The following is an 18104-nucleotide window of genomic DNA, read 5'->3' as shown; positions in this document are numbered from 1 at the left end:
TTCGCTCCGACCGCTCTCAACTCTGCGCGGCCTGCCGGGGTAGGATGTCGTTGGCCACCATCTCGCCGAACGGGCTGACATAGCCGCGTCCCTTGGGCTGCGCCGGGCGCTGCACGTCGAGGTGCGGGAACAGCAGTTCGGCGACCCGGTAGGACTCTTCCAGATGCGGGTAGCCGGAGAAGATGAAGGTATCGATGCCCAGCTCGGCGTACTCCCTGACCCGCGCCGCCACCGTCGGTCCGTCGCCGACCAGCGCGGTGCCGGCGCCGCCGCGCACCAGGCCGACGCCGGCCCAGAGATTGGGGCTGACTTCCAGGTTGTCGCGCGAACCGCCGTGCAGCGCGGCCATGCGTTGCTGGCCGACCGAGTCGAAGCGCGCCAGGGAGGCCTGGGCGCGGGCGATGGTGTCGTCGTCGAGGTGCGCGATCAGGCGATCGGCGGCCTGCCAGGCTTCCTCGCTGGTCTCGCGGACGATCACGTGCAGGCGGATCCCGAAGCGCACCTGGCGGCCCTGGCGGGCGGCCTTCTCGCGTACCTGGGCGATCTTCTCGGCAACCGCCGCCGGCGGCTCGCCCCAGGTCAGGTACAGCTCGACCTGCTCGGCGGCGAGGTCCTGGGCGGCCTCCGAGGAACCGCCGAAGTACAGCGGCGGACGCGGCTGCTGCAACGGCGGATAGAGCAGTTTGGCCCCCTTCACCTGGATGTGCTTGCCGGCGTAGTCGACGGTCTCGCCCTCCAGCACGCGACGCCAGATGCGGGTGAATTCGACCGAGGCCTCGTAGCGTTCGGCGTGGCTCAGGTGCAGGCCGTCGCCAGCCAGTTCGTCGGGATCGCCGCCGGTGACCAGGTTGAACAGCGCGCGGCCGTTGGACAGCCGGTCCAGGGTCGCCGCCTGGCGCGCGGCCACGGTCGGCGAAATGATCCCGGGACGCAGCGCGACGAGGAACTTCAGGCGCTGGGTTACCGGGATCAGCGAGGCGGCGACCAGCCAGGAGTCCTCGCAGGAGCGTCCGGTGGGGATCAGTACGCCGCCGAAGCCCAGGCGGTCGGCGGCCTGGGCGATCTGCTGCAGGTAGCCGTGGTCGACGGCACGGGCGCCCTGGGTGGTGCCCAGGTAGTGGCCGTCGCCGTGGGTGGGAAGGAACCAGAAAATCTCGAGGCTCATCGCAATTGACTCCAGGGTGAGCGCGCCGGCGTGGCGTAGCCGCGCGATGATCGTGTCGGTATGTGGGCGGTACGGGCTCAGGGTGCGCTGGCGACCTTGCCGGCCGATGGCGTCCAGATCACGTCCTTGATGCTCAGCGGTTTGGGAATCAGCTTCAGCTGGGTGAAGGTGTCGGCGATCTTCTGCTGCGCCTCGACCACCGCCGGGGTGATCAACTGCGCGCCGTAGCCCTGGCGCTTCACCGCGGTCAGGGTGATGTCGGCGGGCAACCCGAGCAGCGGCGCGACCTGCTCGGTCACCTGCTGCGGGTTGGCCCGCGACCAGTCGCCGACCTGGCGGATCTCGTCCACCAGCTTGTCGAGCACCTGCGGATGCCGTTGCGCGTAAGTCCGGGTGGCGAGGTAGAACTGGTGGTTGTCGACCAGCTCGCGACCATCCACCAGGACCCGCGCGGACAACTGCTTCTCAGCGGCGGCCTGGTAGGGGTCCCAGATCACCCAGGCGTCGACGCTGTGGCGCTCGAAGGCGGCGCGGGCGTCGGCCGGCGGCAGGTAGACGGGTTGGATGTCGCTGTACTTCAGGCCGGCCTGCTCGAGGGCACGGACCAACAGGTAATGCACGTTGGAGCCCTTGTTCAGGGCGACTTTCCTGCCCTTCAGCTCGGCCACCGAACGAATCGGCGAGTCCTTCGGCAGGAGGATCGCCTCGCTGGTCGGCGCCGGCGGTTCGTAGGCCACGTAGAGCAGGTCGGCGCCGGCGGCCTGGGCGAATACCGGCGGGGTTTCCCCGGTCACGCCGAAGTCGATGCTGCCGACATTGAGTCCCTCGAGCAATTGCGGGCCGCCGGGAAACTCGGTCCATTGCACCTTCACGCCGTCTTCGGCGAGACGTTTCTCCAGGGTGCCGCGGGCCTTGAGCAGGACCAGGGTGCCGTATTTCTGATAACCGATCCGCAGGGTGTTGGCCGACTTCTCGTCGGCCTGGACGCCGTAGGACAGGGCCGCCACCAGCAGGGCCGCCAGTCCACGACGCAAAGCGATGGTGCGCATGGCGCTCTCCTTTGTCGTTGTGGGTGCCGAACCTGCCGCGCCGTTGACGGAACAGTGAGGTCGTCGTGTGTGCGTTGTGCAATCGGGCCGCGGCGCGCGTGCGCTGGCGGCGGACGGATCAGATGCTCCAGCGGGCGTTCACCAGGCGCTCGTTGAGCAACTGCGGGTCGATCGGCTGCGGCCGTCGCGAGAGGGCCAGGTGGAAGGTTTCCAGGGCGTTTTCCAGGCGCTGCTCGAGGACCGGCTCCAGGCGCGCCGGGTCGCTCTCGGTGGCGTAGGCGATCTGCTTGTCCACGGCGAATACGCCGTGCAGCACCTCCTGGGCCTTGAGCGCGGCCAGTACCGGCTTCAATGCGTAGTCCACGGCCAGCATGTGCGCGCTGCTGCCGCCGGTGGCGAACGGCAGCACCACCTTGTGCTCCAGGGCGCGCTCGGGCAACAGGTCGAGCAGGACCTTCAGCGCGCCGGAAAACGAGGCCTTGTACACCGGGGTGGCGACCAGCAGGCCGTCGGCGCGGCCGATCTGCTCGGCCAGCGCCAGTACCGGCGGACTGTCGAGGCGGGCACGCAGCAGGTCCTCGGCGGGAAAATCCAGCACCTGGTGGCTGGCCACCTCGACGCCGCGACGGCTCAGCCAGTCCCTGGCACGCTCCAGCAACACCCCGGAGCGGGAGCGTACGCTGGGACTTCCGGCGATGGAAACGACGAGCATGGGGGGATTCCTTATAACCGGAAAACAGAATATTCGTTTGGCTTGCTAACCAAGTTGCATAGACCTTAACAGGCGGCCTCATATTCCAATAAATGTTTTTTATTCATTTATTTATTCCATAAAGAATATAAGAACCCGCTCGGGGTCTTGCCTCAGAGCACGTGCGCCCGCTGCATTTCGGTCAGGGCCTCGCCGCGCAAGTAGGCCAGCTCCACCGCCCGGCGATCGCGGGGACGCGCCAGCGGTACGTGGAACTCGCGGCGGATGTGTCCGGGACGGCCGCCCATCAGCAGCACGCGGTCGGCGAGATAGAACGCCTCGTCGAGATCGTGGGTGACCAGCAGGACGCTGATCTCGTAGTTCTGCACCACGTCCTGCAGCAGGTCCTGGAGGCGCATGCGGGTGAAGGCGTCGACCGCGCTGAACGGCTCGTCGAGCAACAGCACCTGCGGCCGTCCGTAGAGACCGCGGGCGATCGCCGCGCGCTGCGCCATGCCGCCGGACAATTGCTTGGGCAGCAATCCTCCGCAGCCGGCCAGTCCGACATCGGCGAGCAGGCGCTCGACCCAGTGCTCGTCCTCCAGCCAGCCGTCGGCGAAACCGACGTTCTGCGCCACCGTCAGCCAGGGCAACAGGCGCGGCTCCTGGAACACCACGCCGATTCCGCCGCTGCGGCCGTTCTCGCCGTCCGGGCCGAAGCCGAGGATCGGGTTGCGTTCGACAGTGCCCTGGAAGTCATCGTCCAGTCCGGCGGCGATCCGCAGCAGGGTGCTCTTGCCGCAACCACTGGGGCCGAGCAGGCTGACCACCTCGCCGGGCGCCAGCGACAGCGCCACGCCCTCCAGCACCCGCGTATCGCCATAGGCCTTGCGAATCTCCAGCAGGTCGAGCAGGCCGCTCATGCGCCGCCCTCCCCGTCGAAGCTGTCGCGCCAGCGCAGGGCCCGGCGCTCCAGCGAGCGGAGCAGGCCATCGCTGAGCTTGCCGAGGGCCGCCAGGACCAGGATCGCGGCGATCACCAGGTCCGGACGCGAGGTTTCCCGACCGTCGCTGAGCAGGTAGCCGAGGCCCTGGGTGGCGGCGATCAGCTCCGCCGCGACGAGGAACATCCAGCTCAGGCTGAGCGCCCCGCGCAGGCCGGTGAACAGGTTCGGCAGCGCCGCCGGAAGGAGGATGCGGCGGACCTGGGCGAAGCGCGACAAACGGTAGAGCCGCCCCAGTTCCACCCACTTGCGATCAACCCCGCGTACCCCGGCGACCAGCGCGAGGTAGACCGGGAAGAAGGCGCCGAGGGCGATGAGGACGATCTTTGGCGTCTCGTCGATGCCGAACCAGAGCAGCAGCAAGGGCACCCAGGCCAGGCTGGGGATCGCCCGCAGGGCCTGGAAGCTCGGCTCGAGGTAGGCTTCGGCGCGACGACTGAGGCCGACCCAGGTTCCGACCGCCAGGGCCAGGCCGCTGCCGATCGCGAAGCCGGCGGCGACCCGCGCCAGGCTCGCGCCGACATGCCCCCACAGTTCGCCGCGGGCCAGTTCCACCAGGGTCAGCAGGATGCCGCTCGGCGCCGGCATCTGGTAGGCCGGCAGCCAGCCCAGGCGCACCAGCGCTTCCCACGACGATAGCGCCAGCAGCGGCAAGGCCCAGGCCCGCCAGGCGCCCGGCACGCGCAGTCGCCACGCCCGGCGCGAGACTCGCCGGGCCAGTCGCAGGCTCTGGCTGACCATGGCTCAGGGCTCCGTGCGCGCCAACGGGGCACCGCCGATGACCTCGGCGGCCCACTGCGGCGCGATCAGTTCGTCGACCACCTTCTGCACGTCCACGCCCGGCCGCACCAGGCGCTCGTCCGCCAGGATCGGCGCCGCGGCCTTGAGCGCGGCGACCTGTTCGGCGCCCGGCAGCGGCTGGCTGAAATCGGTGCGCGACAGTTGCAGGCGAGCCACTTCCAGCGGCAGGCCGGCTTCCTCGGCAAGCAGTTGCGCGGCCTCGTCGGGATGCCCGATCACCCAGTGGCGCGCCTGCTCGTAGGCCGCCAGCACCTGGCGGATCAGTTGCGGATGGCCTTCGGCGAAATCCTCGCGGACATTGAGCACGCCGTAGCTGTTGAAGCCGAGGTTGCGGTAGAGCAGCCGCGAGCCGGCCTGCAACTCGCTGGCCGCCATGTGCGGATCGAGCCCGGCCCAGGCGTCGACCTGGCCCTTCTCCAGGGCTACCCGGCCGTCGGGATGCTGCAGGTGGACGATACGCAGGTCGTTCTTGTCCAGGCCCACGCTGTGCAGGCTGCGGAGCAGGAACAGGTAGGGATCGGTGCCCTTGGTGGCAGCCACCTTGCGCCCCTTGAGTTCGGCGAGGCTGCGGATCGGCGAATCCTTGCGCACCAGCAGCGCGGTCCACTCCGGGCGGCTGGCGACGTATACGGTACGTACCGGGCTGCCGTTGGCCCGCGCGAGTACCGCGGCGAGGCCGGCGGTCGAGGCGAAATCGACGCTGCCGGCGTTGAGGTACTCCAGGGAACGGTTGCTGCCCTGGCTGAACACCCAGCGCACCCGGGTTCCGCTGCCGTCCAGGCTTTTCTCCAGCCAGCCGAACTTCCTGAGCGCCAGGCTGGTGGGGGCGTAGTAGGCATAGTCGAGACGGATTTCAGCGGGGGCGTCGGCGGCTTCGGCCGCGGGAAACACGGCAAGAACGGCGAGCAGGGCCAGCCAGGCCCGGCAGCGACGGAGAGCGGCGATCATGCGTCTGCTCCTGGAAGGAGGTGGATGAGCGAGCCTTCTCCCCGTCTGGCGGGCAAGTCAGAGCCGGTTTCGGAAACGGATGGCGGATAGAAAGCGTCGCGGCGACGCGCTGGCGCACATAAAAAAGAGGGCCGGTCGAAACCGGCCAAAAACCCTGCTCGTGGCTAAACAGCGTTGCATGACGGCACGCACCGTCGAATAAAAAGTCCCGCCTGCCGTGCCTGCCCATGCAGGCGGGACGAATCCGGCCTCAGCGGTTGGGCTGGGGCGTCAGGCGCAGGTAGGGCTTCACCGCGCGGTAGCCTTTGGGGAAACGCCGCTTGATCTCTTCCTCGTCCTTCAGCGAAGGCACGATCACCACCTCGTCGCCGTCCTCCCAGTTGGCCGGCGTGGCGACCTTGTGCTCGTCGGTCAGTTGCAGCGAATCGATCACCCGGAGGATCTCGTTGAAGTTGCGCCCGGTGCTCGCCGGGTAGGTGATGATCAGGCGCACCTTCTTGTTCGGGTCGATGATGAACAGCGAACGCACGGTCAGCGTGTCGTTGGCGTTCGGGTGGATCAGGTCGTAGAGTTCGGAGACCTTGCGATCGGCGTCGGCGATGATCGGGAAGTTGACCCGGGTGTCCTGGGTTTCGTTGATATCGTCGATCCACTTCAGGTGCGAGTCCACCGGGTCCACCGACAGCGCCAGGACCTTGACCCCGCGCTGGGCGAACTGGTCCTTGAGCTTGGCGGTGAAGCCCAGCTCGGTGGTGCACACCGGGGTGAAGTCGGCCGGGTGGGAAAACAGCACGCCCCAGCTGTCGCCCAGCCATTCGTGGAGGCGGATGCGCCCTTCGCTGGAATCCTGTTCGAAATCGGGGGCGATGTCGCCGAGTCTGAGGCTCATGGGGTCACTCCTTGTTCGTGTTGGAACCCACTATGCCCAAGGCCGGTCGACGTTAAAAAGAATAAATTCAGATTTTCTTATAACCAAAAATAGAATACCCAACCCTTCGCCTGGAAATCCGTCTCCTTTCGTCCGCCGGCCTGCCGCCCGGCCAACCCCCGCCTACACTGAAATCACCTTGGCCCGCCATCCAGGAGTCGCCGTCATGTTGGGGAAACGTTCCACCGATCCCGTCCCGGCCACCCGCTTCCGCAGCGATCGCATAAGTTCGGTGAATGGCCAGTACTTCTTCTCCACCCGCGAAGGGACCCTGGAAGGTCCCTACTTCACCCGTTTCGACGCGGAGCGGGAAATCGACGCGTATATCCGCAGGATGCGCCAATCGGCGGAAATCCAGGCGCCGGGTTCCCACTGAAACGATACAGGCGCGGAATTTATTTCCCGGCGGCTGAAACGTTCAAGAAAGGGAAGGCAGGTATTCTCGGCGGAACGCCGAGGCAAATGTCACCGCATGTGAACGCACTCACATCGGGGGTGAGTTCCAGTATCATTCACCCGGTGAATACCTGCCACGTCGTGCGTATCCACGCTTCTCCACGTTTTCTAGCGGTAAATCCATGAAAAAAATCTTATTGATGCTTTTGTGCGTCAGCGTGCTGGGTTGCTCCAAAAACAGCGTCGAATCGGAAAAACCGGTCGACGTGCTCCTGATCGGTGGCGGCATCATGAGCGCCACCCTGGGTACCTATCTGAACGAACTGGAACCGGGCTGGACCATCGAGATGGTCGAGCGCCTGGACAAGGTCGCCGAGGAAAGCTCCAACGGCTGGAACAACGCGGGCACCGGTCACTCGGCGTTCTGCGAACTGAACTACACCAGCGAGGCCGCGGACGGCTCGATGGATATCAGCAAGGCGGTGGCGATCAACGAGAACTTCGAGATCTCCAAGCAGTTCTGGGCCTACCAGGTCGACCGCAAGGTGCTGAACGATCCGAAGTCGTTCATCAACAACGTCCCGCACATGAGCTTCGTCTGGGGCGACGACAACGTCGCCTTCCTCAAGAAGCGCCACGCCGCCCTGCAGCACAGCTCGCTGTTCCGCGGCATGGAGTACTCGGAAGACCCCGAGCAGATCAAGCAGTGGGTGCCGCTGGTGATGGAAGGCCGCGAGCCGGGGCAGAAGATCGCCGCCACGCGCATGTCGATCGGCACCGACGTCAACTTCGGCGAGATCACCCGCCAGCTGGTGGGCTCGCTGTCGGCCAAGGACACCTTCAAGCTGCGCCTGCAACATGAGGTCCGCGACCTCAAGCGCAACGACGACAACACCTGGACCGTGACCATGGCCGACCTGGCCAACGGCGACAAGGAAACCAGCGTCAAGGCCAGGTTCGTCTTCATCGGCGCCGGTGGCGGCGCGCTGAAGCTGCTGCAGATGTCCGGCATCCCCGAGGCCGAAGGCTATGCCGGCTTCCCGGTGGGCGGTTCGTTCCTCGCCACCACCAACCCGGACGTGGTCAAGCGCCACCTGGCCAAGGTCTACGGCAAGGCTTCGGTGGGCTCGCCGCCGATGTCGGTGCCGCACCTCGACACCCGCATGATCGACGGCAAGCCGGTTCTGCTGTTCGGTCCGTTCGCCACCTTCTCCACCAAGTTCCTGAAGAACGGCTCGCTGTGGGACCTGCCGGGCTCGGTGACCAGCAGCAACATCGGCCCGATGTTCAACGCCGGCATCGACAACTTCGATCTCAGCCAGTACCTGATCGGCCAGCTGATGCTCAGCCAGGACGACCGCATGGCCTCGCTGCGCGAGTACTTCCCGGAAGCCCGCGACGAGGACTGGAAGCTGGTGCAGGCCGGCCAGCGCGTGCAGATCATCAAGAAGGACGCCGAGAAAGGCGGCGTACTGCAATTCGGCACCGAAGTGGTGACCGCCGCCGACGGCTCCGTCGCCGCCCTGCTCGGCGCCTCGCCGGGCGCCTCGACCGCCGCGCCGATCATGCTGTCGGTGCTGGAGAAGGCCTTCAAGGACAAGGTCGCCACCCCCGAGTGGCAGGCACGCCTGAAGGAAATCGTGCCGTCTTACGGGCGCAAGCTGAACAACGACATCGAGCTGACCAACAGCACCCGTGCCTGGAGCAGCGAGCGCCTGCAACTGATCCACGTGCCGGTACAGCCGGAGGCCTGATCGGCCACCGACGCGCGCGCATGAAAAAGCCCGGCAATAGCCGGGCTTTTTTGGGTTGGCGTTCGCCTTGCGGGGCGGCGCATCGGCGGATAACGCCGCTGGCGTTATGCGCCCTACCCGACAGGCAGCGCCGCCCACAAAGTCACTGCGGGCCGTAGGGCGAACAACCGCTCGCGGTTATCCGCCGAAACCTGCATGTCACCGATTGCGCCCTCCCGCGATATCACGCCCCTCCTTCGAGCCTGGCCAGGCGCTCCTCCAGCGCCGCCAGGCGCGTCTCCAGCTCGGCGATCCGCGCTTCCGCATCGGCCGACAGAGCGGCCGGCGCGGCGCGTTCCGGGTCGCTGCCCATCGCCTCCACGGCGGCCTCGAGGTCGGCCTGGCTGCCGAGCAGGTGCATGTAGCGCTCCTCGCGCTGCCCGGCGCGACGCTCCAGGTGCACGGCCAGGCCACGGCCGGCGAGGCGTTCCAGGTGGTGGCGGATCTGCTCGACGTCGTCGAAATCGTGCAGGCGGTTGCTGCGGGTGAGCAGTTCGTTGAGGGTCTGCGGACCACGCAGGAACAGCAGGCCGAGCAGCGCCACCTGTGGCGCCACCAATTCCAGGCCCTTGCCCAGGGTGTGCTCCCAGCGGTCGGCGCGGCTGCCCATCACCAGCCTGACCAGGCCGCGCCCCTCGAGCTGGCGCAGGCTCTGGCCGACCTGGCCGGGCGTGAGGTTCATCACCGGATCGCGGCTGGTCTTCTGGTTGCAGGCCAGGACCAGGGCATTGAGGGTCAGCGGATAGGTTTCCGGAGTGGTCGCCTGCTTCTCGACGAGGCTGCCGAGAATCCGTGCATCGACGGCGCTCAGCGGGTCGTCGACGAACGGCGAGTTGGGCTCGGTGGACATCGCTACATCCCTATGCAAGGAAAAAGGCGCCTAGCCTAGCGCGAGTCGCCGGGGATGGCACGGAGCGTCATGTAAATAAAACCCATGAGGCGAGCCCCGACCTGCGGGGCCCGCCGTCGCGCACGGGCTCAGCGTACGGCTTCGAACAGCCCGCTGGCGCCCATGCCGCCGCCGACGCACATGGTCACCACGCCGTAGCGCAGGTTGCGCCGGCGCAGTTCGCGGACCAGATGACCGACCTGGCGCGAGCCGGTCATGCCGAACGGGTGGCCGATGGCGATGGAGCCGCCGTTGACGTTGTACTTCTCGTTGTCGATCTCCAGCCGGTCGCGGCAGTACAGGCACTGCGAGGCGAAGGCTTCGTTGAGTTCCCAGAGATCGACGTCGGCGATCTTCAGCCCCTTCGCCTTGAGCAGCTTCGGCACCGAGAACACCGGACCGATGCCCATTTCGTCCGGCTCGCAGCCGGCCACGGTGAAGCCACGGAAAAAGGCCTTCGGCTCCAGGCCCAGCGCCAGCGCTTTCTCCAGGCTCATCAGCAGGGTCATCGAGGCGCCGTCGGAGAGTTGCGAGGCGTTGCCGGCGGTGACCGAACCGTCCTCGGCGAACGCCGGCTTCAGCGAGGCCAGGCCTTCGAGGGTGGTGTCCGGGCGGTTGCAGTCGTCGCGGTCGACCACTCCGTCGAGCACCTGCTTCTCGCCGCTGGCCTTGTCCTCCACCGCGTAGCGGGTGGTCATCGGCACGATCTCGTCGGCGAACAGCCCGTCCGCCTGGGCTCGCGCCATCCGCTGCTGGCTCTGCAGGGCGTAGGCGTCCTGGGCCTCGCGGGTGATGCCGTAGCGACGGGCGACGATCTCGGCGGTCTGCCCCATGGGGTAGTAGATGCCCGGCACCTCCCTTTGCAGCAGCGGGTTCACCAGGTGGTCGGTGTTGACGCTCTTCAGGGTCAGGGTGATCGACTCGACGCCGCCGGCGACGATCACCTCGCTGCAACCGGAAGCGATCTGGTTGGCGGCGATGGCAATAGCCTGCAGGCCGGAGGAACAGTAGCGGTTGAGGGTCATCCCCGGCACCTGGATGCCGAGGCCGGAGAGCACCGCCACGTTGCGCCCGATGTTGTGGCCCTGGGCGCCTTCGTTGGAGCCGGCGCCGACGATGCAGTCATCCACCAGCAGCGGGTCGAGGTCGTTGCGCGCCAGCAGCGCGTCGACGCAGTGGGCGGCCATGTCGTCCGGCCGAGTCAGGTTGAACTTGCCGCGGAAGGACTTGGCCAGGCCGGTCCGGACGCTGTCGACGATCACCACTTCACGCATGGGGGAACCCTCGCTGTTATTGTCGGGCGGCCGCCGGGGCAGCGGCCGGATCGAGCGAGGATAAGGCGAGGCAATCGCGCGAGGCACCGATCATTCATCCGGCGTATGCGTCGCCATCCCCTGGAGAGGACGGCGCCGCATTCCGGCAGGCCTCACTTGTCCTTCTTGTACGCCGCCTCGATGGCGTCGTTGATGGTGCGCAGCACCTTGACCCGGGCGAAGCGCTTGTCGTTGGCTTCGACCAGGGTCCAGGGCGCGATCTCGGTGCTGGTACGGTCGACCATGTCGCCCACCGCGTCCACGTACTGGTCCCACTTGTCGCGGTTGCGCCAGTCTTCCTCGGTGATCTTGTAGCGCTTGTAGGGGGTTTTCTCGCGCTCCTTGAAGCGCTCCATCTGGGTCTGCTTGTCGATCGCCAGCCAGAACTTCACCACGATGATCCCGTACTCGCTGAGCTGCTCCTCGAAGTCGTTGATCTCGCCATAGGCGCGCAGCCAGTCGGCCGGTGCGCAGAAGCCCTCGATGCGTTCCACCAGCACGCGGCCGTACCAGGAACGGTCGAAGATGGTGAACTGGCGGCGCGCCGGGATGTGCCGCCAGAAGCGCCAGAGATAGGGCTGCGCGCGCTCCTCTTCGGTCGGCGCGGCGATCGGCACGATATGGTACTGGCGCGGGTCCAGCGCGTCGGTGACACGGCGGATGGCGCCGCCCTTGCCGGCCGCGTCGTTGCCCTCGAACACCGCGACCAGCGAATGCTGGCGGAAGCGCTTGTCGCGGATCAGCCCGGCCAGGCGCGCCTGCTCGGCGGCGAGCTGCTCCTTGTAGGCGTCCTTGTCCAGGTACTGGCCCAGGTCCAGGGAGTCCAGCAGGCCACGGTTGTCCAGGCTCGACACCAGCGGTGCGGCGTGCGGCTGGCGCTTGGCGCGCTCCTTGGTGGCCAGCGCGGCCTGCAACCCTTCGAGGAGGATGCGGCCGACGGTCAGGGCGCGGTAGCGCTCGTCCGCGCCTTCCACCACGTACCAGGGCGCGTAGTCCCGGCTGGTGCGGCGCAGCACGCGCTCGCCGTAATGCACGAAGCGGTCGTAGACCTCGCTCTGCTTCCAGTCCAGCGGACTGAGCTTCCAGCTGTGCTGCGGATCCTTCTCCAGCGCCTTGAGACGCTCCTTCAACTGTTTCTTGGAGAGATGGAACCAGAACTTGAAGAGCAGCGCGCCTTCGTCGCAGAGCATGCGCTCGAAGCGTTCGGCGGCATCGATGGCCTGGTCCAGCTTGGCCTCCTTGATATGCCCCTCGACCCGCGCGTAGAGCATCTGGCTGTACCAGTTGCCGAAGAAGATACCGGTCCGCCCCTTGGGCGGCAGGCGCCGCCAGAAGCGCCACTGCGGCGGCCGCTCCAGTTCCTCGTCGGAGGGACGGAGGAAGCTCTGCACCTCGATCAGGCGCGGGTCCATCCACTCGTTGAGGAGCTTGACCGTCTCGCCCTTGCCGGCGCCCTCGATGCCGTTGATCAGGATGATCACCGGGAAGCGCGCCTGCTGCTTGAGCTCGAACTGCGCCTCGAGCAGCGCTTCGCGCAACTCGATGACGGCCTTCTCGTAGGTGTCCTTGTCGATGCTGTGGCCAACTTCCGCGGATTCGAACATGGAGGTCTCCCTTAACCTGAGTCCTTCAAGGTAGCGGATCGGCGTGCGGCTGTCTGCGCGGCGCCGCGGCATGTTCGCGCAGCGCCTCGCCGCTGGCCGGCAAAGCCCCGTAAAATGCGCCATCCGCTTTTTCAGGTTCTGCCATGTCCGACTTCCAGCATGCCCAGCTCGACTGGGACGAAAACGGCCAGCCGCTATCCCGCGCCTTCGGCGACGTATATTTTTCCCGGCATTCCGGGCTCAACGAGACGCGCCATGTGTTCCTCGCCACCAACCGCCTGGCCGAGCGCTTCGCCGCGCTGGGCGACGGCGAGGTGCTGTGCATCGGCGAGACCGGCTTCGGCACCGGACTGAACTTCCTCTGCGCCTGGCAGCTGTTCGAGCGGGTCGCGCCGGCCGGCGCGCGCCTGGAGTTCGTCAGCGTGGAGAAATTCCCCCTCGCCGCCGCCGACCTGCGCCGCGCCCTGGCGCTATGGCCGGAACTGGCGCCCTGGAGCGAGGCCCTGCTGGGCCAGTACCTTGCCGTGCACCCGGGCTTCCAGCGCCTGGCGTTCGCGGGCGGAAGGGTCGGCCTGACCCTGCTGCTGGGCGATGCCCTGGAGTGCCTGCCGCAGCTCGACGCGCGGGTCGACGCCTGGTTCCTCGACGGCTTCGCCCCGGCGAAGAACCCGGACATGTGGTCGCCCGTACTGTTCGCCGAACTGGCGCGACTGTCGGCGCCGCAGGCGACCCTGGGCACTTTCACCAGCGCCGGTTTCGTTCGCCGCGGGCTGGTCGAGGCCGGTTTCGCCATGCAACGGGTACCGGGCTACGGACAGAAGCGCGAGATGCTCAGCGGCACCTACCAAGGGCCGCCGGCGAACGCCGGCAAGCCCTGGTACGCACGCCCCGCGCCCCACGCCGGGCGCCGCGCGGCACTGGTGGTCGGCGGCGGCCTGGCCGGCTGCGCCAGCGCCGCCAGCCTCGCCGCGCGCGGCTGGCAGGTGACCCTGATCGAACGCCATCCCGGCCTCGCCCGGGAAGCCTCGGGCAACCCCCAGGGCGTGCTCTACCTGAAACTCTCGGCCCACGGCACGCCGCTGTCGCGCCTGGTGCTCAGCGGCTTCGGCCATACCCGCCGGCTGCTCGAACGCCTGCGGCGCGGCCACGACTGGGACGCCTGCGGCGTACTGCAACTGGCCTTCGACGCCAAGGAAGCGCAACGCCAGGCGCAACTGGCCGCAGCCTTCCCCGCCGACCTGCTGCACGGCCTGGACCGCGAGCAGGCCGAGCGCCTCGCCGGCGTCGCCCTGCCCGCCGGCGGCCTGTTCTATCCCGAAGCCGGCTGGGTCCATCCGCCCGCGCTGTGTCAGGCCCTGGCCGCCACCCCCGGGATCACCCTGCTGAGCGGCCGGGCAGTACGCTTGCGCCGCGAGGGCGACGACTGGTGCGCCTACGCCGGCGACGAATGCCTGACCCGCGCGCCACTCGCGATCCTCGCCACCGCCGCCGACATCCGCGACTTCCCGCCCGCCGCCGAGCTGCCGCTGAAGCGCATTCGCGGGCAGGTCACCCGCCTGCCGGCCACCCCGCAAAGCCGGGCGCTGCGCACCGTGGTCTGCGCCGAGGGCTACGTCGCACCGCCGCGTGGCGACGAACACACCCTCGGCGCCAGCTTCGACTTCAAGAGCGAAGACCTGGCGCCGACCCTCGCCGAACACCAGGGCAACCTCGAACTGCTGCGGGAGATATCCCCCGACCTGTTGCAGCGCCTGGGCGCCGACGACCTGCCGCTGGAGCGCCTGGAAGGCCGCGCGGCGTTCCGCTGCACCAGCCCCGACTACCTGCCCCTGGTAGGCCCGCTGGCCGAGCGCGCGGCCTTCGACGAGGCCTACGCGGTGCTCGCCCGCGACGCCCGCCAGGTGCCGGAGCGGGCCTGCCCCTGGCTGCCAGGCCTGTACCTGAACAGCGGCCACGGCTCGCGCGGGCTGATCAGCGCGCCGCTGTCCGGCGAACTGCTGGCGGCGTGGATCTGCGGCGAGCCGCTGCCGCTGCCGCGCGCGGTGGCCGAGGCCTGCCACCCGAACCGCTTCCTGCTGCGCGACCTGGTGCGCGGGCAGCGCGGCTGAAGCCCCGGGCGCACCGATTTGCGCTACCCTTCGGGCCTGCCGCACGCGCAGGCCATACCGGACCACCGGCTGGCTCACCCGCGGAAACAGTTGATCGACGATGGATGTACTGCTCTTCGAATCCCTGGGCATCGGCGCCGTTCTCGGCCTGCTGCTCGGCCTCACCGGCGCCGGCGGCTCGCTGGTCGCCCTGCCCCTGCTGCTCAGCCTGCACCTGCCGCTGCGCGACGCCATCGGCGTGAGCCTCGGCGCGGTCGCCCTGTCGGCGCTGATCGGCGCCATCCCGCGCGCGCGCCAGGGCCAGGTGGCCTGGCGGCCGGTGCTGGTCCTGGCGCTGGCCGGCCTGCCGAGCAACGCCGTCGGCCAATGGCTCGGCCGCTTCGTCCCGGAAGGCGTGCTGATCGTCGCCTTCTGCCTGCTGGTGCTCTGGTCGGCCTGGCGCATGTGGCGCGGCGCCGGGATGAAACGCGAGGCCAGCGACCAGGCACGGAGCCTGCCGCTGCTCGGCATCGGCCTGGCGGTCGGCTTGCTGTCGGGATTGATGGGCGTGGGCGGCGGTTTCCTGGTGGTACCGGGGCTGCTCTGGTTCACCCCGCTGTCGATGATGGCCGCCACCGCCACCTCGATGGCGGTGATCGCGCTGGTCTCCGGCGGCGGTTTCCTGATCTACCTGACCGGCGCCCACCCGCCGCTGCCGCTGCTCGGCGGCCTCGCCGCCGGCGGCGCGGTCGGCGTGCTCGGCGGCAACCTGCTGGCGCAGCGCCTCGGCGGCCCGACCCTGCAACGCCTGTTCGCGCTGATGCTGGTGGCGGTGAGCTTCTCCCTGGCGGCGCAGAAGCTCTACGGCGGGTAGCTTTCCTCGGCGGCCGGGGCACCGGGGAAGCGGCGTTATGCGCCCTGCTCGACGGTCATGCCATGTCGTCGGGCGGATATCGCTGGGTCGGCAAGGCATCGGCAGGTTCGCCAGGTAAAGACCGCCGACGCGACTGTCTTTCGTAGCGAACCTGACGCCCTCACTCTTCTTCGACGTCCTCTTCCGGCAGGCCGAACAGGTCGGCCGCGCGCAGCAGCGCGGCCAGCAGGCCGTGGCGCTCCCACTCGGGCAACGCGGCGAAGCGCTCGATCACGTACTCCGGCAATAGCGGCGGCGCCTCCGCCAGGGCTTCGTGGCCGGCCGGGTCGAGGTGCAGCCAGGACTTGCGCCGGTCCTGTTCGTCGCGCCGACGATAGAGCAGGCCGCGTCCTTCGAGGCGGTCGAGCACGCCGGAAAGCGATGCCTGGGACAGGCTGACCAGCTTGGCCAGTTGCGTCGCGGTCAGTTCTCCCTCCACCGCCAGGACATGCAGGATCAGCAATTGCAGCGGGGTCAGGCCGCCGTATCGGCTGAGACGCTTGGAGTGGATTTCAGCGGCCTGCTGGAGGCGGCGGATGGCGCGGAAAATAGCGAGCGAATAGGTATCGGCAGCGGTCTTATTACTTTCAACCATAATAAATTCTTCGTTAAGGGTCCTGATAGGCCCGGAAAATTCGTATAGAACTCCTTCCAACTGTAACGGTCCTCTGTTAGGTAAGTCATGTACCCGGAAGGAGTACGTAACCCACTTCCCCAACGGAGAACCGGTAAGGAATATGTGCGGCATATCAGGAGAGTTTCGTTTCGACAACCAGGCAGCCGACCTCGCAGCGGTCGAACGCATCACCCACCACCTGGCCCCTCGAGGCCCCGACGCCTGGGGTTTCCATGCCCAGGGCCCGATCGCCCTCGGACATCGACGGCTGAAGATCATGGACCTGGCGGAAGCTTCCGGCCAACCGATGATCGATCCCGATCTCGGCCTGGCCATGGTGTTCAATGGCGCCATCTACAACTACCCCGAACTGCGTGGCGAACTGGAAAGCCTTGGCTATCGGTTCTTCTCCGGCGGCGACACCGAAGTTCTCTTGAAGGGGTACCATGCCTGGGGCGCCGATTTATTGCCCCGGCTCAATGGGATGTTCGCCTTCGCCGTCTGGGAGCGCGATCGCCAGCGGCTGTTCCTGGCCCGTGACCGCCTCGGCATCAAGCCGCTCTACTACAGCCTCGACCGCTCGCGCCTGCGCTTCGCCTCGAGCCTGCCGGCCCTGCTCAAGGGCGGCGACATCGCCAGCGACCTCGATCCGCAGGCGCTGAATTTCTACCTCAACTTCCACGCAGTGGTTCCCGCCCCGCACACCTTGCTGGAGGGCGTGAAGAAGCTGCCGCCGGCGACCTGGATGAGCGTCGACCTCGACGGCAGCTGCGAGCAGCGCACCTGGTGGACGCTGGACTACGGCCCGCGCCCGGACGAGCGCGAGCTGACGCTCGACGACTGGCAGGAGCGCGTCCTCGACGGCCTCCGCGAAGCGGTGGCGATCCGCCAGCGCGCCGCCCGCGAGGTCGGCGTGCTGCTCTCCGGCGGGGTCGATTCGAGCCTGCTGGTGGGCCTGCTGCACGAGGCCGGGGTGGACAACCTGCTGACCTTCTCCATCGGCTTCGAGGATGCCGGCGGCGAGCGCGGCGACGAGTTCCAGTATTCCGACCTGATCGCCGAGCGCTACCACACCCGCCACCATCGCCTGCGCATCGGCGAGCACGAAGTGATCGAGCAGTTGCCGGCGGCCTTCCGCGCCATGAGCGAGCCGATGGTCAGCCACGACTGCATCGCCTTCTACCTGCTCGCGCGGGAAGTCTCGAAGCACTGCAAGGTGGTGCAGAGCGGCCAGGGCGCCGACGAGCTGTTCGCCGGCTACCACTGGTATCCGAAGGTGGATGGCGCCGACGACGCCTTCGCCGCGTACCGCGCGGCGTTCTTCGACCGCGACCACGAGGAATACCTGGCCACCGTCGGTGAGCGCTTCCGCGTCGAGGACGTCGCCGGGCGCTTCGTCCGCGACCACTTCGCCAGCCCCGGCGCCGAGGCCGCGGTGGACAAGGCGCTGCGCCTGGACAGCACGATCATGCTGGTCGACGACCCGGTCAAGCGGGTCGACAACATGACCATGGCCTGGGGCCTGGAAGCCCGCGTGCCGTTCCTCGACTACCGCCTGGCCGAGCTGTCGGCGCGCATTCCCGCCCGCTTCAAGCTCGGCGACGGCGGCAAGCAGGTGCTCAAGGGCGCCGCGCGCAAGGTAATTCCCAGCGAAGTCATCGACCGGCCCAAGGGCTACTTCCCGGTGCCCGGTCTCAAGCACCTGCAGGGCCGCACCCGCGAATGGGTACGCGAACTGCTGCTCGACCCGAGCCAGGACCGCGGCCTGTTCCAGCCGGCGATATTCGATCGCCTGCTGAGCGATCCGGACGGAGACCTCACACCGCTGCGCGGCTCCAAGCTGTGGCAGCTGGCCGCCCTCAACCTCTGGCTCAGCGAACAGGGACTTTGAAAATGGGCCCCCAACGC

Annotated in this window: 17 protein-coding genes; 5 read left to right on the top strand and 12 right to left on the bottom strand. The window is 67.8% G+C overall.

Features of this window, described 5'->3' with window-relative positions:
* Positions 1-16: 16 nt before the first annotated feature.
* The 7 genes from ssuD to LT948_RS06480 all read right to left on the bottom strand — a co-directional run bounded on the left by ssuD (position 17) and on the right by LT948_RS06480 (position 6546).
* A complete protein-coding gene (gene ssuD, locus LT948_RS06510; protein ID WP_073656912.1) occupies positions 17-1165 on the bottom strand; it encodes an FMNH2-dependent alkanesulfonate monooxygenase in 1149 nt (382 codons plus the stop codon).
* Positions 1166-1242: 77 nt separating this feature from the next.
* On the bottom strand, positions 1243-2214 hold the full coding sequence (locus LT948_RS06505) for a sulfonate ABC transporter substrate-binding protein (RefSeq protein ID WP_003111308.1): 972 nt from the start codon (positions 2212-2214) through the stop codon (positions 1243-1245).
* Positions 2215-2332: 118 nt separating this feature from the next.
* Positions 2333-2926 carry an NADPH-dependent FMN reductase gene (gene ssuE / locus LT948_RS06500; protein WP_003091915.1) on the bottom strand — a complete coding sequence of 198 codons (594 nt, stop codon included), beginning with the start codon at positions 2924-2926 and terminating at the stop codon, positions 2333-2335.
* Between the two features lie 152 nt (positions 2927-3078).
* Complete coding sequence (locus LT948_RS06495; RefSeq protein ID WP_003091922.1) at positions 3079-3828, bottom strand: ABC transporter ATP-binding protein; 750 nt, start codon at positions 3826-3828, stop codon at positions 3079-3081.
* On the bottom strand, positions 3825-4649 hold the full coding sequence (locus LT948_RS06490) for an ABC transporter permease (protein ID WP_073656913.1): 825 nt from the start codon (positions 4647-4649) through the stop codon (positions 3825-3827). Before LT948_RS06490 ends, LT948_RS06495 begins: the two co-directional genes overlap by 4 nt.
* Before the next feature lie 3 nt (positions 4650-4652).
* Positions 4653-5657, bottom strand: a complete 1005-nt coding sequence (locus tag LT948_RS06485; protein WP_023088137.1) for an aliphatic sulfonate ABC transporter substrate-binding protein — start codon at positions 5655-5657, stop codon at positions 4653-4655.
* A 250-nt stretch (positions 5658-5907) separates the two neighbouring features.
* Entirely contained in the window at positions 5908-6546 is a 639-nt protein-coding gene (locus LT948_RS06480) for a peroxiredoxin (RefSeq protein ID WP_003091927.1), read from the bottom strand.
* A 205-nt stretch (positions 6547-6751) separates the two neighbouring features.
* Between LT948_RS06480 and LT948_RS06475 the strand changes: the two genes are divergently transcribed.
* Positions 6752-6961 carry a DUF6316 family protein gene (locus LT948_RS06475; RefSeq protein ID WP_003091929.1) on the top strand — a complete coding sequence of 70 codons (210 nt, stop codon included), beginning with the start codon at positions 6752-6754 and terminating at the stop codon, positions 6959-6961.
* A 202-nt stretch (positions 6962-7163) separates the two neighbouring features.
* The gene (locus LT948_RS06470; protein WP_003091930.1) at positions 7164-8735 is read left to right on the top strand and encodes a malate:quinone oxidoreductase; all 1572 of its coding nucleotides are present in this window, start codon (positions 7164-7166) and stop codon (positions 8733-8735) included.
* A 223-nt stretch (positions 8736-8958) separates the two neighbouring features.
* On the opposite strand, the gene LT948_RS06465 is transcribed toward LT948_RS06470, so the two are convergent.
* The 4 genes from LT948_RS06465 to LT948_RS06450 all read right to left on the bottom strand — a co-directional run bounded on the left by LT948_RS06465 (position 8959) and on the right by LT948_RS06450 (position 12725).
* On the bottom strand, positions 8959-9624 hold the full coding sequence (locus LT948_RS06465; protein ID WP_003091932.1) for a YceH family protein: 666 nt from the start codon (positions 9622-9624) through the stop codon (positions 8959-8961).
* A gap of 128 nt (positions 9625-9752) precedes the next feature.
* On the bottom strand, positions 9753-10937 hold the full coding sequence (locus LT948_RS06460) for a thiolase family protein (RefSeq protein WP_003102299.1): 1185 nt from the start codon (positions 10935-10937) through the stop codon (positions 9753-9755).
* A 152-nt stretch (positions 10938-11089) separates the two neighbouring features.
* A complete protein-coding gene (pap, locus tag LT948_RS06455; protein ID WP_003091935.1) occupies positions 11090-12580 on the bottom strand; it encodes a polyphosphate:AMP phosphotransferase in 1491 nt (496 codons plus the stop codon).
* Positions 12581-12605: 25 nt separating this feature from the next.
* Positions 12606-12725 carry a hypothetical protein gene (locus LT948_RS06450; RefSeq protein ID WP_003091936.1) on the bottom strand — a complete coding sequence of 40 codons (120 nt, stop codon included), beginning with the start codon at positions 12723-12725 and terminating at the stop codon, positions 12606-12608.
* Between LT948_RS06450 and mnmC the strand changes: the two genes are divergently transcribed.
* Both mnmC and LT948_RS06440 read left to right on the top strand, forming a co-directional pair.
* A complete protein-coding gene (mnmC, locus tag LT948_RS06445; RefSeq protein WP_073656914.1) occupies positions 12724-14688 on the top strand; it encodes a bifunctional tRNA (5-methylaminomethyl-2-thiouridine)(34)-methyltransferase MnmD/FAD-dependent 5-carboxymethylaminomethyl-2-thiouridine(34) oxidoreductase MnmC in 1965 nt (654 codons plus the stop codon). The two genes, LT948_RS06450 and mnmC, sit on opposite strands and share 2 nt — an antisense overlap.
* Positions 14689-14788: 100 nt before the next feature.
* On the top strand, positions 14789-15541 hold the full coding sequence (locus LT948_RS06440) for a sulfite exporter TauE/SafE family protein (RefSeq protein WP_003117537.1): 753 nt from the start codon (positions 14789-14791) through the stop codon (positions 15539-15541).
* 160 nt (positions 15542-15701) lie between these two features.
* On the opposite strand, the gene LT948_RS06435 is transcribed toward LT948_RS06440, so the two are convergent.
* The gene (locus LT948_RS06435) at positions 15702-16175 is read right to left on the bottom strand and encodes a MarR family winged helix-turn-helix transcriptional regulator (RefSeq protein WP_003091943.1); all 474 of its coding nucleotides are present in this window, start codon (positions 16173-16175) and stop codon (positions 15702-15704) included.
* 142 nt (positions 16176-16317) lie between these two features.
* Here LT948_RS06435 and LT948_RS06430 point away from each other — a divergent pair, with 142 nt between their 5' ends.
* Positions 16318-18087, top strand: coding sequence for an N-acetylglutaminylglutamine amidotransferase (locus LT948_RS06430; RefSeq protein WP_003106635.1), 1770 nt, complete (start codon positions 16318-16320; stop codon positions 18085-18087).
* The last annotated feature ends 17 nt before the right edge of the window (positions 18088-18104 follow it).

Source organism: Pseudomonas sp. CP-1 (assembly GCF_021213715.1).
Lineage (GTDB): Bacteria > Pseudomonadota > Gammaproteobacteria > Pseudomonadales > Pseudomonadaceae > Pseudomonas > Pseudomonas aeruginosa.
The sequence above is the reverse complement of the archived record's forward strand: the minus strand, read 5'-3'. Positions and strand labels throughout refer to the sequence as shown.

Bases quoted from the DNA above. Each gene is read 5' to 3' on its own strand.
- ssuD (WP_073656912.1), bottom strand. From the start codon at position 1,165: ATGAGCCTCGAGATTTTCTGGTTCCTTCCCACCCACGGCGACGGCCAC.
- LT948_RS06505 (WP_003111308.1), bottom strand. From the start codon at position 2,214: ATGCGCACCATCGCTTTGCGTCGTGGACTGGCGGCCCTGCTGGTGGCG.
- ssuE (WP_003091915.1), bottom strand. From the start codon at position 2,926: ATGCTCGTCGTTTCCATCGCCGGAAGTCCCAGCGTACGCTCCCGCTCC.
- LT948_RS06495 (WP_003091922.1), bottom strand. From the start codon at position 3,828: ATGAGCGGCCTGCTCGACCTGCTGGAGATTCGCAAGGCCTATGGCGAT.
- LT948_RS06490 (WP_073656913.1), bottom strand. From the start codon at position 4,649: ATGGTCAGCCAGAGCCTGCGACTGGCCCGGCGAGTCTCGCGCCGGGCG.
- LT948_RS06485 (WP_023088137.1), bottom strand. From the start codon at position 5,657: ATGATCGCCGCTCTCCGTCGCTGCCGGGCCTGGCTGGCCCTGCTCGCC.
- LT948_RS06480 (WP_003091927.1), bottom strand. From the start codon at position 6,546: ATGAGCCTCAGACTCGGCGACATCGCCCCCGATTTCGAACAGGATTCC.
- LT948_RS06475 (WP_003091929.1), top strand. From the start codon at position 6,752: ATGTTGGGGAAACGTTCCACCGATCCCGTCCCGGCCACCCGCTTCCGC.
- LT948_RS06470 (WP_003091930.1), top strand. From the start codon at position 7,164: ATGAAAAAAATCTTATTGATGCTTTTGTGCGTCAGCGTGCTGGGTTGC.
- LT948_RS06465 (WP_003091932.1), bottom strand. From the start codon at position 9,624: ATGTCCACCGAGCCCAACTCGCCGTTCGTCGACGACCCGCTGAGCGCC.
- LT948_RS06460 (WP_003102299.1), bottom strand. From the start codon at position 10,937: ATGCGTGAAGTGGTGATCGTCGACAGCGTCCGGACCGGCCTGGCCAAG.
- pap (WP_003091935.1), bottom strand. From the start codon at position 12,580: ATGTTCGAATCCGCGGAAGTTGGCCACAGCATCGACAAGGACACCTAC.
- mnmC (WP_073656914.1), top strand. From the start codon at position 12,724: ATGTCCGACTTCCAGCATGCCCAGCTCGACTGGGACGAAAACGGCCAG.
- LT948_RS06450 (WP_003091936.1), bottom strand. From the start codon at position 12,725: ATGGCAGAACCTGAAAAAGCGGATGGCGCATTTTACGGGGCTTTGCCG.
- LT948_RS06440 (WP_003117537.1), top strand. From the start codon at position 14,789: ATGGATGTACTGCTCTTCGAATCCCTGGGCATCGGCGCCGTTCTCGGC.
- LT948_RS06435 (WP_003091943.1), bottom strand. From the start codon at position 16,175: ATGGTTGAAAGTAATAAGACCGCTGCCGATACCTATTCGCTCGCTATT.
- LT948_RS06430 (WP_003106635.1), top strand. From the start codon at position 16,318: ATGTGCGGCATATCAGGAGAGTTTCGTTTCGACAACCAGGCAGCCGAC.